Below are 20,259 nucleotides of genomic sequence, written 5' to 3'. Positions count from 1 at the left end.
CAATGAGGTTTGGTTATCTGCGCTCTGCGAGATAGTCGTGAACGACTTCGCCGAGGCCGAGCGTCAGATCGGCGGTGAAATGAACCGCGGAAACCACTTCCAGCACAGGCAGCCGCGCGACGTCCGCCATGACATGCGGCCTGAGATCGAGGGCGGCTGGCGAGGTCCAGGCTTCCTTGATGGTGATATCGGTTAAGTAGTAGCGCACAAGCTCGCAGATGCGCGGGGTGGCGTCGACATGCGGCACGATCTTGATCAGGAAGTTGGGTTCCGAGAGAGCGGACAGAAGCGGTCCCTGGTCGATCGGCTTGTGCTTGTAACCCATCGTTCCCGTGGCGCAAAGGACGCTGCCATAATGCAGCGTGCCGACGATGACCTCGCCCTCGTTGACGATCTTCGGACTGGCTAGTTTTTTCGGGAAGCCCCAGATCTCGCGGCCGCCGGTGATCGGCGCATCGTCATCCAGATACATGGAGTGGACATAGCCGCCCTTTTGTCCACGATAGGTCACCAGGATGACCTGTCCGGTCTCGGTATAATCACCGAAGCCAGTGGAATCCGGCATGCGGATGAATTCGTATTTCACCAGCGGCTCGTCGATTTCGAGCGGGGCCGGCACGACGGCCTCAAGCGCCTCGCGCGAGGTCCGGTAGGTGATGATGATATATTCGCGATCGAAGAACCGATAAGGCCCCGGAGGATAGGAGGGATTGGTCAGCGGCATTGCATAGGCATGCTTGAGAATGTCTTCGACCTTCATCGTATTTTCCGTCGTTGGAGGAAACAGCGAGGCGCCGGCGGCAAATTTGCACGGTTGCATGACAGTGAAGTGTCAGGTGCCGAAGGGTTGCGGCGAGAGGCGAAACCGCACTGTTATCAAAGCGACATATCCGGCTGGCAGTGTGCACCCATCTTGAGCATTTCCCTTTACCCAACCACGTCATTACGATTGCAGGAGTTGCATCATGGGTTCGTTGACTTCGAAGAATGCGCTGGTCACCGGTTCGACGAGCGGTATCGGGCTTGCGATTGCGCGCGCCTTTGCCGCTGAAGGCGCGAATGTCACGATCAACGGCCTTGGCGATGCCGATGCGATCGAAAAGGAACGCGCTGCCATCGAGGCCGATTTCGGCGTGAAGTGCCGCTACTCCGGCGCCAACATGATGAATGGCGAGGAAGTGACATCCATGGTGCGCGAAGCCGAGGAAGCCTTCGGCAGCCTCGATATTCTCGTCAACAATGCCGGCATCCAGTTCGTTGCCCCGATCGAGGAATTTCCTGACGACAAGTGGGAAGCGATCATCCGCATCAACCTGCTTGCTGCCTTCTACGCCATCAAGGCTGCCATCCCCGGCATGAAGGCGCGCAAATGGGGCCGCATCATCAACACGTCCTCGGCGCATGCGCTGGTCGCCTCGCCTTTCAAGTCGGCCTATGTGTCGGCCAAGCACGGCATTACCGGTCTCACCAAGACCATCGCTCTCGAAGCCGCCCAGAACGGCGTGACCGTCAACTCCATCGCGCCCGGCTATGTCTGGACGCCGCTCGTCGAGAAGCAGATCCCCGAGACGATGAAGGCGCGCAATATGACGGAAGAGCAGGTCAAGCATGATGTGCTGCTCGCCGCCCAGCCGACGAAGGAATTCGTGACTGTGGATGAAGTCGCAGCCATCGCCGTCTTCCTGTGCGGCGATGCCGCCAAGCAGATTACCGGCACGACGCTTTCCGTCGACGGCGGCTGGACCGCCGAATAATACCGAAACCCATAGCCGGTATTTGTTCGAGGACCATACCGGCTTTCCGCGGCCGCAGGCCGCGGCACCAACATGAAAACAGAGCAGGAGGCGCACAATGACCGATGAAACCCAGGACCCGCTCAGCCGCATCAAGGATGAGATCGTCGACAGTTTCGACGAAGAGCTGGAGATGCAGCTCGAAGAGGACCGTATCGACGAGCTGGTTGCCGAAGGGCTTGTCAGCGAAGGCGAGGCAACCCTCGACCGCAGGGTCTATTTCCGCGAACTGTTCCGTCTTCAGCATGAGCTCGTGCGCCTGCAGGATTGGGTGCAGTACAAGAAGCTCAAGGTCGTTGTGCTGTTCGAAGGCCGCGATTCCGCCGGCAAGGGCGGCGCCATCAAGCGCGTTACGCAGCGCCTCAATCCGCGCGTCTGCCGCGTGGTCGCACTGCCGGCTCCGACCGAGCGCGAGCGGCACCAGTGGTATTTCCAGCGCTATGCCGCTCATCTGCCGACGGCGGGCGAAATGGTCCTGTTCGACCGTAGCTGGTATAATCGTGCAGGCGTGGAACGCGTCATGGGGTTCTGCACACCGGAGGAGCTGGAGGAATTCTTCCGTTCCGTGCCGGATTTCGAACGCATGCTGGTACGCTCCGGCATCATTCTTCTCAAATACTGGTTCTCGATCACCGACGAAGAGCAGGAATTCCGCTTCAGCATGCGTATTCAGGACCCGCTGAAGCAGTGGAAGCTTTCGCCGATGGATCTGCAGAGCCGCGTGCATTGGGAAGAGTACACCAAGGCCAAGGAAGAGATGCTGGAGCGCACCCATATTCCAGAAGCGCCGTGGTGGGTCGTCCACGCCGTCGACAAGAAGAAGGCGCGCCTCAACTGCATCGCCCATCTTCTGGGCCAGATTCCCTACGAGAGCGTGCCCAAGCCGGAAATCGTGCTGCCGGAACGCATGCGCAATGCAGACTATCACCGTACGCCGGTACCGCCGGAAATGTACGTGCCCGAAATCTACTGATCACGCCGACGAGGGGCCTGCCCGAGGCGGGCCCCTCTGAGGATTGCTTGAAAAACGAAATCACTAACTCCGCCGCCGGCAAGCAAGGCCGGTTCAAGATCAGGCCGAGCGATAGGCCCATTCGGATATGGCGCCCAAGCCCAGCCGCCGCAAGAGCTCATAGGCGACCCTCCGGTTGATGGGATCATGCAGCCTGAGGACTTTCGAGCCAAGAAAATCCATCTCCGCATGCTCGAACGGCAGAAGATGTCGTGCCCTGCCAAGTGCGGCCCGATAGAACTCATGAAAATCCCGGCGGCAGACGTAGGTCTTATACTTCGTCATGCAGAAGGCGGCAAATGTATCGCTGTTCCTGCGCAGAAAATCCGAGACGCCGACCGTCACCTCCGGCCAAGCCGGATTGAACGTGTCGTCGAAGGCGATGATGCCGTGATCGGCCAGTACGCACTTCGCCAACCGGCTGTCGGCAACGATGTGGCGAAGCAAATGTCCTCCATCGATGCTGAAAAAACGAACCTGCCCAACCCTGTCGATGATGGCCTGCGGATCGAGCCTGGTGCTATCACCTGTTATGACGAGGTCCTCATCAACGGGAATGCCCAGTGATCTTCCGTTGTCGAGAAAGCGTTGATATTGCGCACCATCCGCTTCTATGTCGAAAAGATCGATCGCAAGCACATTGTCGTCGGGGGCACTGATCTTGCGCAGCAAAAAATAGGACCGCCCGTAATAAACGCCGATTTCGGCGAGACCGCCGTAAAGTTTCTCCTGTCTTTGCTTTTCGATCAACGACAGGAAGACAAGTGCATCCGGCGGGTCGATGTAACCATCGATTTTCTGAAGATCGCGAAATACAAATTTTCGAACGCCCGATTTCAAATGTAAACCTCATTGGTTCTCTTCATGCATTTCACCTCCGAGCCTGCTCATCGGTTAGGACCGGTCGATCAAGAAACGCCCCATTTCTGCGGGACCGCGACAGCGAAGCCGGAAGCTCTCGAAAATTGGGGTGGTACGGCGTCAAGGCGAGCGCCACTCATGCATATAGCGACCTTTCTGTCGTATTCCGGATAGTCATGCGCTGGTTGGATAGTTTCGCCTCATATCGGGTTCAGAGCCAAAGCAGCATCGTAGATGATGACGAATAGCGAGCCGGCACTCTAAGTGATGTATAATGTGAGTCTAAAATTCACATCATCGGCCGAGGAGACCGTCATGACTGCGCCGCATCCGTCCAAAACGCATATCGGCAACCACCCCCTCCACCCCGAAACACAGATGCTGAATTACGGCTATGATCCTGAGCTCTCCGAGGGCGCGGTCAAGCCACCGGTTTTCCTGACCTCCACCTTCGTCTTCAAATCGGCCGAGGACGGGCGTGATTTCTTCAACTATATCTCCGGCCGCACCGAGCCGCCGGCGGGCACGGGCGTCGGCCTCGTCTATTCGCGCTTCAATCACCCGAACAGCGAAATCGTCGAGGATCGTCTTGCCGTCTATGAAAAGGCGGAAAGCGGCGCGCTGTTTTCCTCCGGCATGTCGGCGATCGCGACGGCCCTTCTCACCTTTACACGCCCGGGCGATGCGATCCTGCATTCGCAGCCGCTCTATGGCGGCACGGAAACGCTAGTCGCCAAGACATTCCTCAATCTCGGGGTCGCCGCCGTCGGCTTCGCCGACGGTGTCAACGAAGGCTCGGTGACGGCAGCTGCCGAGGAGGCCATGGCCAAAGGCCGCGTCTCGGTCATTCTCGTGGAAACGCCTGCTAACCCCACAAACAGCCTCGTCGATATCGCGATGATCCGCCGCGTTGCCGATGCGATCGGCAAGAAGCAGGGACACACGCCGATCATCGCCTGCGACAATACCCTGCTCGGCCCTGTCTTCCAGCGGCCGATCGAGCATGGCGCGGATATTTCCCTCTACTCGCTGACCAAATATGTCGGCGGCCATTCCGATCTGATCGCCGGCGCCGCACTCGGCTCCAGAGCCATCATCAAACAGGTGAAGGCATTGCGGGGAGCGATCGGCACTCAGCTCGATCCGCACTCCTGCTGGATGCTCGGCCGATCGCTGGAAACGCTGCAGATCCGCATGGAGCGGGCAAACAGCAACGCACGGGCGGTTGCCGATTTCCTGCGCGACCATCCGAAGGTCGAGCAGATCCACTATCTGCCCTACATCGATCCCTCTTCGGCGACCGGCCGCACATTCGCCGCCCAGTGCACCGGCGCGGGCTCCACCTTCTCCTTCGACATCAAGGGCGGCCAGCCGGCATCGTTCAAATTCCTGAACGCACTGCAGATCTTCAAGCTCGCCGTCAGCCTCGGCGGCACGGAATCGCTAGCCTCCCATCCTGCCACAACGACACATTCGGGCGTGCCTGTGGATGTGCGCCACCGCATCGGTGTGCTGGAATCGACGATCCGCCTGTCGATCGGGATTGAGCATCCCGATGATTTGATTGCCGATCTTGCGGCTGCCCTCGACGCCGCTTGACGAGACATGCAGATCAATCGGGGCGATCAGAAGATCGCCCCGCAAGCGAGGCGACGAAACTCTTGCGCCGGAGCGCCTGGAACGCGCTATCGCGATTTAAGCTGGGCAATCGAGAGCATGAGGTCCGCGCTCATGCCGATCCCGGCACCCCGTGTGAGAATGGCTGACGCGGCTGAGGCGGTGCTTCCGCCATTTGCCGCATCGAAAACGGCCGAGAAGCGCTTGAGCAGCTTGTCCACCTTCCCAGCATCGTGCAGATCCTTGACGGGGAATAGTTTTTCCAGCATCGCCGCCTGGCGGGTCACATCCATGTTCGACATGGATGCGGGCAGCGAATAGGTCGTCTTGATAACATTGTAGAGCGCAGGATCCGACATGATATCGTAGACGGAATTGACCTGCGGCGCCTTGCGCTGGAAATAGAGGGCGAGGCGGACGCCTTCGTTGGAGTCGCCCTGTTGCGATTCCAGGGTCTGATGAAGATAGAGATCGTTGGTTGCCAGACGCGCGCCCTTGTTCTGTCCCGCCTCGATCTTGGCCGTCGTCAGATTTCCCTTGGCATCGAAGTTGAAGACGTTCACCATCACCTTGAAGCGCTGGCCTGCCTGCGTATTCAAAAAGCCTTTGAGATCTTCGGCGTCTGCCGTGAAGGCCTTCTTCAAGGTAGCCTTGTCGACCGACTTAGGATCGATATTGTTCGCAACGAGGATAAATTCCGTCAGCTTCTTGTCGGCCAGGAGATCATCGACGGTCTTGATCTTGACGATCGACTTGTTGAATTCAGTCGCTGCGTCCTTGGCATCCTTGACCGCCTTGTCCCGCATCTCGCCGGTCAGTCCGAAGGTCTTCGACTTGGAATAGGCTGAGATCAAGCTGTTGATCGAAGTCTGCGACAGCGCCGTGACAGGCGCCCGCAGATTGCCTTTGCTGTCAAAATTGTATGCCTTGGCAAGCTCGACGAACCTGCTGTCTTTCAGCGAGTTGACATAGCTCTTGCTGTCATAGGGATCGCTTTCCAGGATCTTGCGCAGCTGATCTCTGGAGACCTCATTCTTGCCGATGCCAAAGGCGCGAAGCGCCATATCTTCCACGGTGGGAAGACCCTTGCTCTTTATGTCGTTGGCGGCAAAGAAGTCCGCGATCGTCTTTATCTCACCAACCGCGGTCTTGTAGTGTTTCTCGGCATCGGTGAACAGAGCCTGTTTCGCGCCCTTGGCCTGCTTCAAATATTTGATCGAGATATCGTCGATGGCCTGCGGCGTCTGTGCCGGCTGACCGGCCGGCAACGTTCCGTCGGATGCAAACTGGAAATGCGCGACCATATCCGTCATTCCGGTCAATGCGGCATAGTCGGAATTCGTGAAGACTAGGTTGAACTGGACCGGGGTGAGCTTGGGATCGAGGTTGAATGCCGTCTTGATATAGGAAAACAGCCTGTTGTCGCCAGTGATCTCGCTGAGCGACTGAACTTTCGTGATTGCCTGGCGATAATAGTCGTCATTGCTGGTGGCCGCAGCCGGTGTCAGCAGATTCGGGACCATGCTGTCATAGCGCGAGATCATGGCGTCCTTTTGCTGCGCTGTCTGGGCAGTCGCGCCGGAAAGCGTTCCATCCGCCTTGAAGCCGAACTGCGACGCAATCAGCTTATATGTCGCCTGGACCGATACGGAAGAGAAGTTGCTCGCCGTGTTAACGAAACTGTTGGGGTCGTTGACATCGCTGGTCAGAACCGACTTCAGGAACGTTTTCGATATATTGTCGGGGCTCAAACCGTGCGCCCGCAGAATATAGTCCGTCATCCTGCTGCTGTTGACGATATCGTCGACATTCGACACCTTGTCGATCCAGGTATCGTAGAACTTACTTTCCTTCTTGGCCAAGGTCGTTTCATTGGCGAAGGATTGCTCATAGAGCCCGATCGTATCGGTTTTCTGGGAATCGCTTTGGGCGGATTGATTTTTCGACGCGCCGCCAAAATTGAAAGCGGCGGCAAATTGCCGATAGCGGCTGTCCGTCAGCTTGTTTGCAAAGCTGCTCGCGTTGCTGAGATCGCTCGTCAGAACCTTTTTCATGAAGGCTTTGGCGTAGGCCATATCCTCCAGGCCATAGGCTTTCATCGCATAGCTGTACAGCTTGTAGTCGTTCAGAAATTCGTCGACATTCTTAACCTTGCCGATATGCGCATCATAATATTGCTGATCGCTTTTGACCGTCGCCTGCTTGGCGATGCCCGCCAGCGTCGATGTCATGTCCTTTGTCGCGGACACATAGCCGAGATACGTCGAAATCATAGATCGCCCCCACAGCGCAGTTCATCAGTAGTCAACCCCCCATCGGTTATCGCAACCAGACCTTGCGCGAGGCTATATCGGCAATCATAGCGCCACTGGGGCTACTGCGGGAAAAGAGTGGCCAAGCCCACGCGCGCAAGGGCGCTGCCGTCAGGCGCGCAGCGCCGCAGCGGGACTGGAGCGCAAGGCACTGACCGCCGGGACGACGGAGATGATCGCCGCAACGGCCGCGAAACCTCCGACAAGCCATAGATCGTCGAAGACGAAGCCAACCGGCAAATGCACCGCCGTCGCAGCCGCGAGTCTCGCGGAGATCGTCAGTGCTGCGAGATAACCAAACGCGATGCCGAGCGCGATGCCGGCGGCAAACAGAATGAAGAGCTCGCCCCAGACAAGCATGACGATCGAGCGGAGCGGCGTTCCGAGCGCCCGCAAGGCACCGATCTGCCGCCGCCTGGATCCGACATGCATGATGGTGACAAGCACGATGGCGGCAATGACGATCGCTTGCGTCCCAAGCGCGATCGCCAGAAGCAGACTGCGGGCATCGCCGAGCGTCGCATAGAGCCGGGTCAACACCTCCGCTGGAAAGACGCCAAGGGTCGTGCCGGTGCGGTATTCCTGCCTGAGGCGATAGGCATCGGCAATCGTCTTCGGCTTGACGAGAACGGCGGGCACGCCCGGTGTCTGCGCGTCGAAATGCTCATCCAGCGGCGCATCAGCGTCGATATGCCCGTGTTCGTGGCCTTCATGACGATCTTGTTCAGGATTGGCCGCGCCGTGCGCATCTGCTTCATCGCCATCATGGTCGTGATATTCCCCGCCATGCATGCCGTGCAACTGCCAGACCGCCCGGATCGGCACGAGGATCGCGCGGTCCCAAGCGGTTCCCGTCGGCGCCATGCGGCCCGTGATCTTGTAGGCGATGGCCGTATGGGTTTCGCCACCGGCCTCGGCCGTGCCGTGCATCGGCTTGACTTCCGCACCGGTCGACAAGGCGACATCGGAGCCGACAACCGCTTCGCCGAGGTGTGCAAACATCGCACCTTGCGAGAGCGTTGGCGAAAGGGACGAGATCAGGCCTGTGGTTGTGCCGACGATCGGATGCCTGTAGGCAGAATCGCCGAAGCCGACGGGTGCGGCCAATTCGACACGCGGATCGTTGGCAAGGCGGGAAAGGACGGCGCCGTCCATCAGCGGCAGCGGCGCGGGCTGCAGAAAGACGGCGGAAAGCGCCAGCTGCGTCTCGCTACCCGCGGCTCCGACAAGCAGATCGAATTTCTCGGCGGCGCGAGCGCTACCGAGACGGACGGCCCGCTCCTGCAGCGTCACTGTCACGCTCAGCGCGACCGACAGGGCAATCAGCACGACGACAGCCAGCGCCCCACTCCAGAAACGCCTGAGGTCGGCAAGGATGAAGGTTATCATTGCGCGGCCACCTCTTGGCTGTCTTCCTCGATGCGCCCGCTTGCCAGATTGATGCGGCGACCAAGACGCGCGGCGAGCGCTGTGTCATGCGTGACCACGATGAGCGTCGTCCCTTCTTCTGCCGACAATTGCAGCAGCAGCTCTGCAACCTCGTTGCCTGCCTGGCGATCCAGGCTGGCGGTCGGCTCGTCGGCGACGATGACGCCCGGACGCGACAGCAGTGCGCGGGCAACGGCAACGCGCTGCATCTCGCCGCGCGACAAGGTTTCGATCTTTTGCTGCGGTCGGGCGATACCGGTCACCGCCAGCAGATAAAGCGCTCGTTCCCGTTCGCTGGCCGCAAGGCGCCGTGTCAGCTTGATCGGCAACACGACGTTCTCGAAGGCGGACAGGCCAGGAAACAGATGAAAATCCTGCATGACGAGGCCGATATTGCGGGCGCGAAAGGCGTCGCGCCGGCCGGCAGAGAGGCGCGTGATTTCCGTTCCGCTCCAGGAGACGCTGCCATCCCTGACGTCTTCCAGCCCGGTAATCGCATTGACGAAGGTACTCTTGCCTGAGCCGGACGCACCCGTGATCGCAAGCCGACCGCCCGCTGGCAGATGGAAGCGGTCGATGGAGAGAACCGGTGCGGCAAGGCCGGGGAACTGCATCCTCAGGCCGGAAACATCGAGAGCGAGCATGAGGATCAGACAGTCCTGAACGAGGCGTCCCTGAGACGCAGCTGGCTGATGAAGCCGGTTTCGGGGTCGGTCCACGAACCGAACTCCAGCACGCCGCGCGCCATGATCGGCGCATTGTACTGCACGAATGTCTGCTTGGACGAGAGATAGACGACCACGATATTATCTGGCCAGTCGGCATCGGAAGAGCAGAAGGGGCAAAGCGACATCGGGATTTCCGTGAGCACGAAGAAGGCCGCCTCCGCCTTCAAGGGTGGTGCCATGAAGCCGTTGATGGCGACGTCCTTGCCGCTCGACTGCTTGACCTTGTCAGAAAATTCGAGCCCGAGCGGACCGAAACTCTTGTAGAGCTCGCCGAAGCCTAGTTTCTCGGAGGCATTGGCACGTACCACAATGCCCATGACAGGCAAGGCTGCAGCGGCGGCCAGAAAGTCTCGGCGATTGATGGTGGCGATCTGATGCTTCGACATCGCGTACCCTCATAAAAATGGAGAAAACAGGCGGTTTCGACACCGCCTGCCCTATTCACATGGCCTGTCAGGACTTACATCTTTTCGGTGCCGAGCGCGAAAGTATCGGCCAGCACCCGGTAGACATCGCTCTGTTCCATGTAACCACGGAAGCCTTCGGCACCTGGACCTGCCGCCTGGAGCACGACATCATCGACGGCGTGGACACCGCTGTCCTCGTCCTTCGGAAGGTTGCCCTGCACGAAGACGGCACCGGGCACATCCTTGTAGGCTTCATTGGCGACATATTCCTTCTTCTCGTTCTGGATCGCCGGAACGAAAGGACCATCGAGCTTCGGACGGAAGGTTTCGTAGTGGTCAGGACCGTTGTTGGCGGCGATGAACAGGCGGCGCGAAACGTCGACGCGGTCCGGATAGCCGTCGCCATCCTTGTCCTCATAGTTCGGGAAGCCGGCCGCCGCATAGGTGCCGACCTTCTCGCGCATTTCCGTGCCCGGCTTGTTATCGTCGACAGTGCCGATGATCGAGACGCCATGCGTGTGGTCGCCGGTGACGACAACAAGCGTATCCGGGTTCTTGGCTTGGAACTCGCGGGTGACGGCAACGGCCTTGTCGAACTCGATCGTATCGACCAGAGCGCGATCCCAATCGAGCGGATGGCTCATCTTGTCGATGGACGCACCCTCGACCATCAGAAAGAAGCCATCCGGATTCTTGGAAAGCTTGCCGAGCGCGATCTTGGTCATATCGACGAGGCCTGGCTGATTCGGGAACTTGTCGACAGTGCCCTTCTTGAGGAATTCGCGGTCGAGCGTGACGTCGAGATTGCCGGTATGGAAAAGGCCGAGCAGCCTGTCCTGGTTCGAGCCGGCGGCAGCCGCCAGTTCGTTCTTGTCGGTCGCAACGGCATAGCCGGCATCCTTGAAGAGCGCGATATAATCTTTATCGTCCTTGCGCTTGGAACCGGGCACGCTTTTCGCCAGGAAATAGGCCGAGCCGCCGCCGAGCAGGACATCCGGCTTGACGTCATACATCATGCCGACGATATCGGCCTTGTCGCCACGCTTGCGGGTATGGGAAACGAGCGCTGCCGGCGTCGCATCCTCGACTTCGGCCGTGGTGACGATGCCAAGCGACTTCTTGCCGGTGCGGCGCAGGGCCTCGCCGATGGTTTCGACCTTGGGATCATCGAGGCTTGCCGGCGTGCGGTCGGCATAGACGCCGAGGGCGTTCACGGCCGACTTGTGGCCGGTCATGTAAGCCGACATGGTGTTGGCACTGTCGGTGGCAATCGCCGAGGTCGAGGACGTGCCGATGAAGGCAACCGGCGGGATGTCGTCCATGGCGAGGCGGCCATTGGCCTTGCCTTCGGTCATGCCCTTGGACATGAGGCGGGCGCCGGTGCGATGCGCAACCGAGAGACCATCGCCGAGCAGGAAGATGATGTTCTTGGCTTTCGGCGTCGCCGAAGTGCCATAAACATCCCAGTTGACGGATTTCTTCTCGTCGCCGGCCGAAACCTCGACCTTGTACTGGCCGGGCTTTGCGAGCTTGACGCCACGCAGGATCAGGGCAGATCCGAGAACCTTGTCCTCAGCACCCTTTTCTTCGCCGACGAAATCAGCCGCCTTGCCGAAAACCGCGTCGTAGCTTTCGCCGTTGACCGTGACCTTCACGTCTTCCGGCTTCACGACCTGGCTGAATTCCACCTTGAAATCGAACGGAGAGCCGGCGAGTACCGTTGCCCGGTCCAACGGATAGACTGTCGCTGCATGGGCTGCGCCGGACATTATGGTCGCAGACATCATGGCGAGAAGAAGTTTACGCATTTACACCCCCTGCGTTTGGTTGCTTCCCGCTCCCCACATATAAAAGCCAGATGACAATCATGTAAAAATGGGTCAACTTTCCACAACCACTAATTCCAAAACATAAACCGATAAGCAATCCTGATTGTATGTGCCGCATCTAAAATGCTGCGTACACATGCAAACGGTCCCGTCAATTCGTCGTCATCCGCAATCCATTATCATGCAAGCTATACCGATCACCGTGAGTGAAAACTTGCTATCTTAACCGAAGGGGAAAATATTACGCACGTTTCGTGAGGACTTTGAGGATTTTTCGCAATGGAAGAACAGCTCGATAAACTGGATCTACGCCTGCTGGAGGAGCTTCAGAAAGACGGCAGACTGACGAACAACGAGCTGGGTGAACGCATCGCGCTATCGCCTTCGCAATGCTCGCGCCGCCGCACGCGACTGGAGGCGGAGGGCTATATTCGCAGCTACCAGGCCAATCTCGACCGGCAGAGGCTGGGGCTGGACATGCTCGTGGTCATTTCTGTGACGCTTGCCACTCACAACAGGGACAACGCCCGCCGGTTTTCGCAGCTCATCAACGGTCTGCCCGAGGTGCTGGAAGCCTATGCGTTGACGGGCGAAATGGACTATCACCTGAAGGTCGCCACCCGCGGGCTTACCGATCTCTCCCGTTTCGTCAACGACGTGCTGCTTCCGCATGAATCGGTCCAGCATGTGAAGACGGCGATCGTCCTCGATACCCTCAAGACCTTCGAGGGATTTCCGGTTCATTTGCCGCACGGCTGATATGGCGAAGGCGCTTGGCGGTCACCGCCACGCGGCCGTGCCCTGTTGAGCGTCAAGGGCAAGTTTTGAGGGGTTGCTTTCTGCGCATACAGCCCTTCCAATCATACCAAAGACAATCTCCTTGGCGAGGATCGGCTTGCATGACCACGGATGTACAGACGCGGCATTTCGAAGAATTTGCCGAAGTCCTGCTCAGATGCAATCATCTGTATCATCCCAGCAACGATTCCATCGCCTTGCGCAATGCCGTCGAAAGCAGGCGTCAGATAGAGATATTCGACTATAGCCGCGCCGCCGATGCCTTTATGCGTGCATTCGGGATGCGGAACTCACTAAAATGCCTGCAGGCGCTCACCAGCCTTCGTGCAACTGTTCACAAGTATAGAAGAGTATGTGACCTCGGCTGCGGCTCCGGCGCTTTCAGCCTTGCCTTTGCCTATCTCGCCGGCAATCCCGAGCTTCAGCTTCACGGTCTGGACATATCCGAACATCAGCTTTCTCTCGCCCGGGAACTGATATCGGCTGCCGGACTGCCTGGGCGTTTCCAGTTCGAGCAACGAAACCTGCCGGCACCGATCGGCTATCTTCCCGACCTGACGATCTCCTCCTACTGGTTTTGCGAAAATGAGCACGTTATCGCCGACGCGGAGCTTTTCAGCCTCATGGCGGGACGGGAGATGCTTGTTGTCGATTATGAAAAGATAATCGACCGCATCGCGACCTGTCTTCCAAAAGGATTCCACATCCTCGGGCGGCACAGCGGTCACGTCGAAATTCCCCCTGCCCTGGCGGATTTCGTCGCACAGGAGAGGGCAAGCGTTTACGGCGTTCACATCGGTCGGGCGACGGGTGAGACGGGCAAATGATGTTGCTGCTCTGCTGCAAAATGCGCGCAAGCCTCTTGAAAGGCTAACAGTCGCTTCCCAGCTATTGGCCAACCCGCTGGTCCGGGCCCCTCTGGTGAGAGCCGTCGGCGCTCTTGCGATGTCGGACCGTTTCCGACATTGCGCCGACAGGGGTTTTCTCTCATGGAAACGTCTTTTCTCTTCGTCGAGTGGCTGGGAAAGCCGCTCTGGATGTGGATGAGCTTCCTGGCGCTCGTCATCGCCATCCTCTCTTTCGATCTTGGCGTCCTGCATAAGGAAAACAAGGAGATCGGCGTCGGCGAGAGCATCAAGCTCTCTGTCCTCTATATCACCCTTGGCCTCGCCTTCGGCGGCTGGGTATGGTGGTATCTCGGCGCCGATTCCGGCCTTGCCTATATGACGGGCTTCGTCGTCGAAAAAACGCTGGCTCTCGACAACGTCTTCGTCATTGCCCTCATCTTCGCCTTCTTCGCCGTGCCCCGTCTCTATCAGCACCGCGTGCTCTTCTGGGGCATTCTCGGCGTCATCGTGCTGCGCGCCATCATGATCGGCGTCGGCGCGACATTGGTGGCCGAGTTCTCATGGCTGCTCTATGTTTTCGCCGCCTTCCTCATCATCACCGGCATCAAGATGCTGGTCGTGAAGGATACCGAGCCGGATGTGTCGAAGAACCCGCTCGTGCGCTTCATGCGCAGCCGCTTCAACGTCACCGACCATCATCATGGCGAGCGCTTCTTCATCAAGCAGCCGAATCCGCAGACCGGTAAGATGGTCTGGTTCATCACACCGCTTTTCATGGCGCTCGTGCTGATCGAAGTGGCAGACGTGATCTTCGCCGTGGATTCGGTTCCCGCAATCTTCGCGATCACCACCGATCCGTTCATCGTCTATACGTCGAATATCTTCGCTATCCTCGGCCTGCGCGCCCTCTACTTCGCACTCGCCGCCATGATCCATCGCTTCCAGTATCTGAAGCCGGCGCTCGCCATCGTGCTCGTCTTCATCGGTTCGAAGATCTTCGTCGCCGACATGCTGGGTCTGGAAAAATTCCCCGCCGCCCTCTCGCTCGGCATCACCTTCGCCATCATTGCAAGCGGCGTCGGCTGGAGCCTGCTGAAGACACGCAACAAAACCGAAACCGAAAGCGCCTGATGCCGTGAGGTGCCCCCACTCCGGGGCACGTCCCTCCCCGCTTCAAACAGATCTCCGACAAGGTACAAATATGATCTCCAATCTCCTCGCAGCCCTCTTTGCAACTTTCGCCCTTGGTCCGCTTCAAGCCGAAATTGAGCGGCATGCGGCTGCCGCCGGCCAGCCCGTCGAGATCATCAGGCAATCGCAGGCATGTCTCTCGTCCGAGGTCCCTGCCCTCACGCGGCGCGCCTCCGAAGACACCTTCTGGACGATTTCCACCGTCATCGGCCTCTCGACCGGCTGGAGCAGCCCCGCCAATCTGCTCGACAAAAGCAATCCGGACTGTGCGCCCATCATCAAGCTTATACAAGGAAGCGGCGAAGGTGCCGATGAAGCTTGATGCTTTGTGTAAGCAAGAAATTCCGGTGTCCTCATCTGGTGATGTCCGATGACAGAACAGGCTGCCGGCACGACTGAGCATGATGACCGGGCATCCACTCGCCTGCACCAGCTCGCCAGGTTCGCCCATGAACAGGGCGGCATCTCTATCGGCGAGGCGCTCTGTGGCCTCGGGCACCCGAGCTTGGCCTTTATCATCCTCTTTCTCTCGCTGCCGGCACTGATCCCGATACCGGGACCGTTCGGCGTCGTATTCGGCAGTGCGCTTGCCCTGGTGGCGGCGCAGATTGCAATCGGTCGCCGGACCATATGGCTGCCGGCCTTCCTCAGCCGACGCAGGCTTTCGCCATCAATCGTGGAACTCACCGTGCGTTACAGCGCGCCGATCCTCGCCAGGATCGAGGCGGTCGTTCGTCCCGGACGGCTGGCCCTTTTTACGGGCGCAACCATGCAATGGCTGCTCTCATTTCCGATATTCCTGCTGGCGATCGCCATTGCCCTTCCGATCCCGCTCGGCAACTATCTGCCGGTCGCTGCCCTCGTGGCGATCGCGGTCGCCCTGATGGCACGGGATGGCGTGCTGATCCTGGCGGCACTGTTCGTCTCCGCTCTGGCTTTCGTCGCCACGGCAGGTCTTATTCGGATGACCGTCACAGGTCTGAACGCAATCGGATCATAGACGCGCATCCCCAATATTTCGGGTCTTGCCAATGGCGGCGGGCCTGCCATTTATGCCAGCGACATTTTAGTCAGCCATAAGGCCTCGGCCGTAAAATCAAATCCGCCGGAGGATTTCAGCGCATGCCATCAAAGCCCCCGTCATTCGTCCGTATGATCACTCTCGGCAGTTCCCTCGCTGTTGCCCTTGGCACGCAGACGGCGATCGCGCAGGAGATGGCAGCTATTTCTCCGTGGCCCGACACGCCGACCTCGCGTCTGGAAGCACTGGCAATCCTGCAGACACTGAATGCCGATCTCCTCAGCAATGCCAGCGCCACGCTGACGCTCGATCGCTGGTGCGCTGCCCATAAGCTTGCCCCGGAAGGCTCGAAAATCGTTGCGCAGCGCGTGCGCGGTCAGGACAAGACTGCCGACACTGAAATCCGGAAACTGCTGGCGGTTGGAGCTGACGAGCCTATCGCCTATCGCCGCGTGCGCCTCGCATGCGGCGATCGCGTGCTATCGGAGGCGGATAACTGGTATGTGCCGGCAAAGCTTACGGCAGATATGAACAAGGCCCTTGAAACGAGCGACGTCGCCTTCGGTCGTGCCGTTCAGGCCCTTAATTTCTCCCGCACGAATTTGTCGGCAAAGTTGCTTTGGTCGCCTCTCCCGCAAGGTTGGGACACCGGTGCCGATCTCCCACCATCCGCCGGCGCGCCGCTCGCCCTACCTCCGTTTCTTCTCGAACATCACGCCGTATTGAAGCTGCCGGACGGCACGCCGTTCAGTGCGCTGATTGAAAGCTATACCAGCCGCGTGCTGGACTTTCCTGCCCCGCATCTGCCAGCGCAATAGGCACGCCCTGCACTCTAACAGCCCCGGAATTCAAAGCTCCGCCGCAAGCTGATTATCGAAGCGGAAAACTTTTCTCGACTTTGCAACACAGGAAAAAGCCAGCTTCACACAAGTCACCCTCGCTATCGTGGCGGCATCAGCAACGTGCGAGGAACCAATGAGCATCTTTGGTAGCATGAAAACGTCCGTTTCAGGCATGAACGCGCAAGCAAATAAGCTTAGCACCGTGTCGGACAACATCGCGAACGTCAACACGACGGCCTACAAGTCGGCAACGGCCAGCTTTTCGTCGTTGATTCTGCCATCGGGCGGCGGCAATTACAATTCCGGTAGCGTCGAGACGAATGTCAGCTATTCGGTCTCGCAGCAGGGCGACGCCATATCCACCAATTCCGGCACCGATCTATCGATCCGAGGCGCCGGCTTCTTCGTCGTGCAGGGTGCCGACGGCAAGACGGTTTTGACACGTGCAGGTGATTTCAAGCCGGACGCCAATGGCAATCTCGTCAACTCCGCCGGCTATACCCTGATGGGCTATTCCTATGCATCGGGCGCGCCTGCCGTCGTCGTCAACGGCTTCGACGGCCTCGTGCCGATCAACGTCAACCAGAGCGGCCTTGCCAACTCTCCCTCGACCTCCGGCAGCTTTACAGGCAACCTGAATTCGGGTGCTAAGGTTGTGGTGCCTAGCGCAACCGAGACGTTACCGGGCGCAAACTTGGCGACAACCACGACGGACACCCAGAAGAGCTCGGTGGTTGCCTACGACAAGCTCGGCAACACTGTCATGTATGACATCTATTATACGAAGACGCAGGCTGCCGACATCACCACAACACCGTCGAAGACGGATCAGTGGCAAGTCGCCGTCTACCGGAATGCCGACGCGGCGACGGGTACCGGCTCATCCTTCCCCTACTCATCCGGTCCTGTTGCAACGAGCACGCTGACCTTCGATACAAACGGCAATATGACGAGCGGCGGCAGCTTTACGATCACCGATCCGAAGACTGCGGGGTCAATCGCAATGGACCTGACCAAGATGACCCAGAAGGCCTCGGCTTTCGCCTCCACCGGGTCCACCAATGGACAGGCAGCAGCGCCCGTCACCGGCATCACCATCGACAAGAGCGGCGTCGTCTACGCCAATTATGCGAAGGGCGATCCGAAGGCGCTCTATCAGATTCCGCTCGCAACCGTCGCGAGCCCGGACAAGCTGACGCTCATGAGTGGCAACGTCTATCAGGCCAACGCCGATTCCGGCGTCACCGTCACCAGCTTCGCCAACAGCAACGGCCTCGGCTACATCCAGTCGAACTCGCTGGAGGCATCGAACGTCGACCTGGCCGGCCAGCTCACCGACATGATCCAGGCACAGAAGAGCTACACAGCCAATTCCAAGGTGTTCCAGACGGGCTCAGACCTGCTGGACGTGCTGGTCAACCTCCAGCGCTAAGCTTCGCGCCGATCGATCACAAAGGGCCCTTCGGGGCCCTTTTCTATTTCGCCTTGATGCGGCGGCCATGAGCTGGTGCACCCCCAAGCAATATGCATGGTTTTCTCCGCATCACAGGTTGAGCAGTTTAATCTTCATTCCGTTGGATAATGATCCAAACTCCACGGAGTTGAGAAGTAAGAGTTCCTTTGGGCATGCGTAATAGTCTCCCACTCAGCACGGGGGGTGTGATGGTAGTCCTGGACGATGGTTTCTTCTCAAGCTTCGACTGTAGCTATCGCATGGCTGCGATATTCCTCAGCAGTTTTCTGTTGCAGACAGCCATCGTCTCCAGTTTTGCCGCATTAGTTCGCAGGCCGAATCGTTATGGACCTGCGATCGAAATGCTCGACCAGGGTCCATTCTTCACGCGCAGGCGTTTGATCATATGGGCAGTCTGGGGTGTGATCTTCGCGATAGTTTCGGGGATATCAGCCTCTCTGCGAACGGTGACTGCGGTTCTGCTTGATTCGACGACGATTGTCGAAACAAGCTGTATCGGACCGTTTGCAAGTGCATACCGGCTCGATCGCGCGCAGCTGAACATAACATTCGGTCATGATTCCGACTGGCTCACGAAGCGGCCATTAGAAAGCGCCTATCTAATGCTTAATCAAACCAGCAAGCCGCGACCGATATTTATCCACCTCAAGGGGCGGCCGGCCTCGAAGGAGCTGCAGGATTTGGCACCGGAGGCAATAGCCGATTATGGCCGATATCGATCGAGCCATGGTGCCCGCTAGTATCCTCCACTCTCAATTTGACACGGCGGCTTCGAAAGAAGAAGTAGGATCCCGGACGTGGGATATTCAACCCAAGGGCTGCATGACGCCTGCCATATTTGCGCCGCGATCGCTGAGGAATGCTGACGCAAACCGGCAGAAAAATGAATCGCAGGCACAGAATTTTCCTAGTCAGCAGAGATTCCCGCGCCTGTTAGGGTCTCGTTCAGCAAAGCAGCGCACAAATATGATTTCTGGATTCGAGCGCATGATAGCCGGGCTTGTGGAGCAGGCCAGCTTTCAAGATTGCTTTAGGCGGCAGCGCCGGGTGTGGATCCAGGATATTTGATAGGAGAACCATTTCCGTGCGGTTGAGATATGCCCTTCGAAGCGTCGCCCAGATGCTCAGCCTTTGCTCCCTCGCCCTCGTCATCCCCGCCACATCGCAATCTCTGGCAGCAACCCGGCAGCCGGATATTCCGGCATGGCTCGGCGCCTATGTCGGCGCCGGTGACGGGCAGATTGCCCTGCCGGTCCTGCAGAGAGCCCGTGCGCTCTACATGCGGAAAGTGAGCGAAGGCACGGTCAAAAATCCCTGCTACTTCGCCATGGACGCCACCCGTCCGAACACGCCGAATGACGGCAAGTCGGCAGGCCGCTTCTATATCGTCTGCGAGGCGGCCCAGACCTTTCGTATCGTCTCATCGGGCCACGGCAGCGGTCGCGATCTCAAAGGTGTTGCCGATTTCGGTAATGGCCGCATGTGTGCGAAGAACTTCGGCAACGCGATGGATTCCAACCTGACGACGGGCGGCTCCTATCTGACGGAAGAGACGAAGACGACCTTCAAGGGTTACTACAAGCTCTCGCAGGCGAAGGAGGTCGCCTACCTTCGCACCTTCCTCCAGTTTGACGGCGAGGGCGAAACCGCCAATGCGCGGCAGCGGGCCATCGGCGGACATGCGGCGGCTAAGGTCGCCGGCATTTGCATGAAGAAAGACCCACAGAGCCCCTATGCCAACCGGGACGGATATGTTCCGCTCGGGAAGCTGGTCGAATATGCCGGCGGCCGCAGCGACGGCTGCACAAGCTGGTCGGCCTCAGACGCCAATCAGATCATCTCCATGGTGAAGGACAATCCGACGACGCTTTACATCTATCCCGAATCCTCGGATATCAAGGCGGTTGCCAAGGCCGTTGCGACCGGACATTCCCCTGCCCAATCCGGATTGTACTGGAACGAATCCTGCCTGAAAGAAATTGGCACGCCCAAGTTCTGGCCCAAGGAGACCCTCGAGCCGATCATCGTCCAGTATAAGAAGGACCATCCCGCACCGCCTGCCCGGCCGATCCCGATCTGCGATCAGCAGTGAGTCTCG

At 58.7% G+C, this 20,259-nt stretch carries 20 protein-coding genes; 13 read left to right on the top strand and 7 right to left on the bottom strand.

From position 1 onward, the window contains the following. Positions 1-13: 13 nt before the first annotated feature. Positions 14-760 carry an acetoacetate decarboxylase gene (locus tag FHX05_RS19315; RefSeq protein WP_183873866.1) on the bottom strand — a complete coding sequence of 249 codons (747 nt, stop codon included), beginning with the start codon at positions 758-760 and terminating at the stop codon, positions 14-16. A gap of 205 nt (positions 761-965) precedes the next feature. Here FHX05_RS19315 and FHX05_RS19310 point away from each other — a divergent pair, with 205 nt between their 5' ends. Beyond that, positions 966-1,754 carry a 3-hydroxybutyrate dehydrogenase gene (locus FHX05_RS19310; RefSeq protein ID WP_015343521.1) on the top strand — a complete coding sequence of 263 codons (789 nt, stop codon included), beginning with the start codon at positions 966-968 and terminating at the stop codon, positions 1,752-1,754. A gap of 97 nt (positions 1,755-1,851) precedes the next feature. Next, on the top strand, positions 1,852-2,766 hold the full coding sequence (gene ppk2 / locus FHX05_RS19305; protein WP_183873864.1) for a polyphosphate kinase 2: 915 nt from the start codon (positions 1,852-1,854) through the stop codon (positions 2,764-2,766). A gap of 99 nt (positions 2,767-2,865) precedes the next feature. Here the strand turns inward: ppk2 and FHX05_RS19300 are convergent, their stop codons facing one another. Beyond that, complete coding sequence (locus FHX05_RS19300) at positions 2,866-3,645, bottom strand: class I SAM-dependent methyltransferase (RefSeq protein ID WP_183711394.1); 780 nt, start codon at positions 3,643-3,645, stop codon at positions 2,866-2,868. A gap of 336 nt (positions 3,646-3,981) precedes the next feature. On the opposite strand from FHX05_RS19300, the gene FHX05_RS19295 reads away from it, so the two are divergent. Beyond that, entirely contained in the window at positions 3,982-5,265 is a 1,284-nt protein-coding gene (locus tag FHX05_RS19295) for a cystathionine gamma-synthase family protein (protein WP_112608609.1), read from the top strand. Positions 5,266-5,351: 86 nt separating this feature from the next. Here FHX05_RS19295 and FHX05_RS19290 read toward each other — a convergent pair whose 3' ends face one another. The 5 genes from FHX05_RS19290 to FHX05_RS19270 form a co-directional block, all read right to left on the bottom strand. Continuing rightward, the gene (locus tag FHX05_RS19290; protein WP_183873855.1) at positions 5,352-7,556 is read right to left on the bottom strand and encodes a DUF1217 domain-containing protein; all 2,205 of its coding nucleotides are present in this window, start codon (positions 7,554-7,556) and stop codon (positions 5,352-5,354) included. A 150-nt stretch (positions 7,557-7,706) separates the two neighbouring features. Then, a complete protein-coding gene (locus tag FHX05_RS19285) occupies positions 7,707-8,984 on the bottom strand; it encodes an ABC transporter permease (RefSeq protein WP_183873853.1) in 1,278 nt (425 codons plus the stop codon). After that, positions 8,981-9,667, bottom strand: coding sequence for an ATP-binding cassette domain-containing protein (locus tag FHX05_RS19280; protein ID WP_183873851.1), 687 nt, complete (start codon positions 9,665-9,667; stop codon positions 8,981-8,983). The genes FHX05_RS19285 and FHX05_RS19280 overlap by 4 nt, the downstream gene beginning before the upstream one ends. 5 nt (positions 9,668-9,672) lie before the next feature. Then, positions 9,673-10,137 carry a twin-arginine translocation signal domain-containing protein gene (locus FHX05_RS19275; protein ID WP_183873849.1) on the bottom strand — a complete coding sequence of 155 codons (465 nt, stop codon included), beginning with the start codon at positions 10,135-10,137 and terminating at the stop codon, positions 9,673-9,675. 74 nt (positions 10,138-10,211) lie between these two features. Beyond that, complete coding sequence (locus FHX05_RS19270) at positions 10,212-11,966, bottom strand: alkaline phosphatase (RefSeq protein ID WP_183873847.1); 1,755 nt, start codon at positions 11,964-11,966, stop codon at positions 10,212-10,214. A gap of 300 nt (positions 11,967-12,266) precedes the next feature. Here FHX05_RS19270 and FHX05_RS19265 point away from each other — a divergent pair, with 300 nt between their 5' ends. The 10 genes from FHX05_RS19265 to FHX05_RS19220 all read left to right on the top strand — a co-directional run bounded on the left by FHX05_RS19265 (position 12,267) and on the right by FHX05_RS19220 (position 20,253). Then, positions 12,267-12,746: an Lrp/AsnC family transcriptional regulator gene (locus tag FHX05_RS19265; RefSeq protein ID WP_015343530.1), complete on the top strand. Its 480-nt coding sequence runs from the start codon at positions 12,267-12,269 to the stop codon at positions 12,744-12,746. Positions 12,747-12,886: 140 nt separating this feature from the next. After that, positions 12,887-13,612, top strand: coding sequence for a class I SAM-dependent methyltransferase (locus FHX05_RS19260; RefSeq protein ID WP_112608599.1), 726 nt, complete (start codon positions 12,887-12,889; stop codon positions 13,610-13,612). Between the two features lie 162 nt (positions 13,613-13,774). Next, positions 13,775-14,764: a TerC family protein gene (locus tag FHX05_RS19255; protein ID WP_183873845.1), complete on the top strand. Its 990-nt coding sequence runs from the start codon at positions 13,775-13,777 to the stop codon at positions 14,762-14,764. A gap of 70 nt (positions 14,765-14,834) precedes the next feature. Continuing rightward, positions 14,835-15,146, top strand: a complete 312-nt coding sequence (locus tag FHX05_RS19250; protein ID WP_183873843.1) for a hypothetical protein — start codon at positions 14,835-14,837, stop codon at positions 15,144-15,146. A gap of 48 nt (positions 15,147-15,194) precedes the next feature. Beyond that, positions 15,195-15,824, top strand: a complete 630-nt coding sequence (locus tag FHX05_RS19245) for an exopolysaccharide biosynthesis protein (protein WP_183711376.1) — start codon at positions 15,195-15,197, stop codon at positions 15,822-15,824. A 122-nt stretch (positions 15,825-15,946) separates the two neighbouring features. After that, the gene (locus FHX05_RS19240; protein ID WP_183873841.1) at positions 15,947-16,663 is read left to right on the top strand and encodes a hypothetical protein; all 717 of its coding nucleotides are present in this window, start codon (positions 15,947-15,949) and stop codon (positions 16,661-16,663) included. Between the two features lie 157 nt (positions 16,664-16,820). Further along, a complete protein-coding gene (locus FHX05_RS19235) occupies positions 16,821-18,119 on the top strand; it encodes a flagellar hook protein FlgE (protein ID WP_183873839.1) in 1,299 nt (432 codons plus the stop codon). Positions 18,120-18,313: 194 nt separating this feature from the next. After that, on the top strand, positions 18,314-18,901 hold the full coding sequence (locus FHX05_RS19230; protein WP_183873836.1) for a hypothetical protein: 588 nt from the start codon (positions 18,314-18,316) through the stop codon (positions 18,899-18,901). Then, positions 18,867-19,229: a hypothetical protein gene (locus FHX05_RS19225; RefSeq protein WP_183873834.1), complete on the top strand. Its 363-nt coding sequence runs from the start codon at positions 18,867-18,869 to the stop codon at positions 19,227-19,229. Before FHX05_RS19230 ends, FHX05_RS19225 begins: the two co-directional genes overlap by 35 nt. Positions 19,230-19,245: 16 nt before the next feature. Further along, entirely contained in the window at positions 19,246-20,253 is a 1,008-nt protein-coding gene (locus FHX05_RS19220; protein ID WP_183873832.1) for a hypothetical protein, read from the top strand. Positions 20,254-20,259: the final 6 nt, after the last annotated feature.

The sequence above is a fragment of the Rhizobium sp. BK491 genome, from assembly GCF_014194925.1.
Taxonomy (GTDB): domain Bacteria; phylum Pseudomonadota; class Alphaproteobacteria; order Rhizobiales; family Rhizobiaceae; genus Rhizobium.
Note: the sequence above shows the minus strand (reverse complement) of the source record. Positions and strands in the feature narration are given on the sequence as shown.

Coding starts and splice junctions, on each gene's coding strand:
- FHX05_RS19235 (WP_183873839.1), top strand. CDS start 16,821: ATGAGCATCTTTGGTAGCATGAAAACGTCCGTTTCAGGCATGAACGCG.
- FHX05_RS19260 (WP_112608599.1), top strand. CDS start 12,887: ATGACCACGGATGTACAGACGCGGCATTTCGAAGAATTTGCCGAAGTC.
- FHX05_RS19285 (WP_183873853.1), bottom strand. CDS start 8,984: ATGATAACCTTCATCCTTGCCGACCTCAGGCGTTTCTGGAGTGGGGCG.
- FHX05_RS19255 (WP_183873845.1), top strand. CDS start 13,775: ATGGAAACGTCTTTTCTCTTCGTCGAGTGGCTGGGAAAGCCGCTCTGG.
- FHX05_RS19290 (WP_183873855.1), bottom strand. CDS start 7,556: ATGATTTCGACGTATCTCGGCTATGTGTCCGCGACAAAGGACATGACA.
- FHX05_RS19225 (WP_183873834.1), top strand. CDS start 18,867: ATGGCCGATATCGATCGAGCCATGGTGCCCGCTAGTATCCTCCACTCT.
- ppk2 (WP_183873864.1), top strand. CDS start 1,852: ATGACCGATGAAACCCAGGACCCGCTCAGCCGCATCAAGGATGAGATC.
- FHX05_RS19315 (WP_183873866.1), bottom strand. CDS start 760: ATGAAGGTCGAAGACATTCTCAAGCATGCCTATGCAATGCCGCTGACC.
- FHX05_RS19245 (WP_183711376.1), top strand. CDS start 15,195: ATGACAGAACAGGCTGCCGGCACGACTGAGCATGATGACCGGGCATCC.
- FHX05_RS19240 (WP_183873841.1), top strand. CDS start 15,947: ATGCCATCAAAGCCCCCGTCATTCGTCCGTATGATCACTCTCGGCAGT.
- FHX05_RS19310 (WP_015343521.1), top strand. CDS start 966: ATGGGTTCGTTGACTTCGAAGAATGCGCTGGTCACCGGTTCGACGAGC.
- FHX05_RS19230 (WP_183873836.1), top strand. CDS start 18,314: ATGCGTAATAGTCTCCCACTCAGCACGGGGGGTGTGATGGTAGTCCTG.
- FHX05_RS19270 (WP_183873847.1), bottom strand. CDS start 11,966: ATGCGTAAACTTCTTCTCGCCATGATGTCTGCGACCATAATGTCCGGC.
- FHX05_RS19295 (WP_112608609.1), top strand. CDS start 3,982: ATGACTGCGCCGCATCCGTCCAAAACGCATATCGGCAACCACCCCCTC.
- FHX05_RS19250 (WP_183873843.1), top strand. CDS start 14,835: ATGATCTCCAATCTCCTCGCAGCCCTCTTTGCAACTTTCGCCCTTGGT.
- FHX05_RS19265 (WP_015343530.1), top strand. CDS start 12,267: ATGGAAGAACAGCTCGATAAACTGGATCTACGCCTGCTGGAGGAGCTT.
- FHX05_RS19275 (WP_183873849.1), bottom strand. CDS start 10,137: ATGTCGAAGCATCAGATCGCCACCATCAATCGCCGAGACTTTCTGGCC.
- FHX05_RS19280 (WP_183873851.1), bottom strand. CDS start 9,667: ATGCTCGCTCTCGATGTTTCCGGCCTGAGGATGCAGTTCCCCGGCCTT.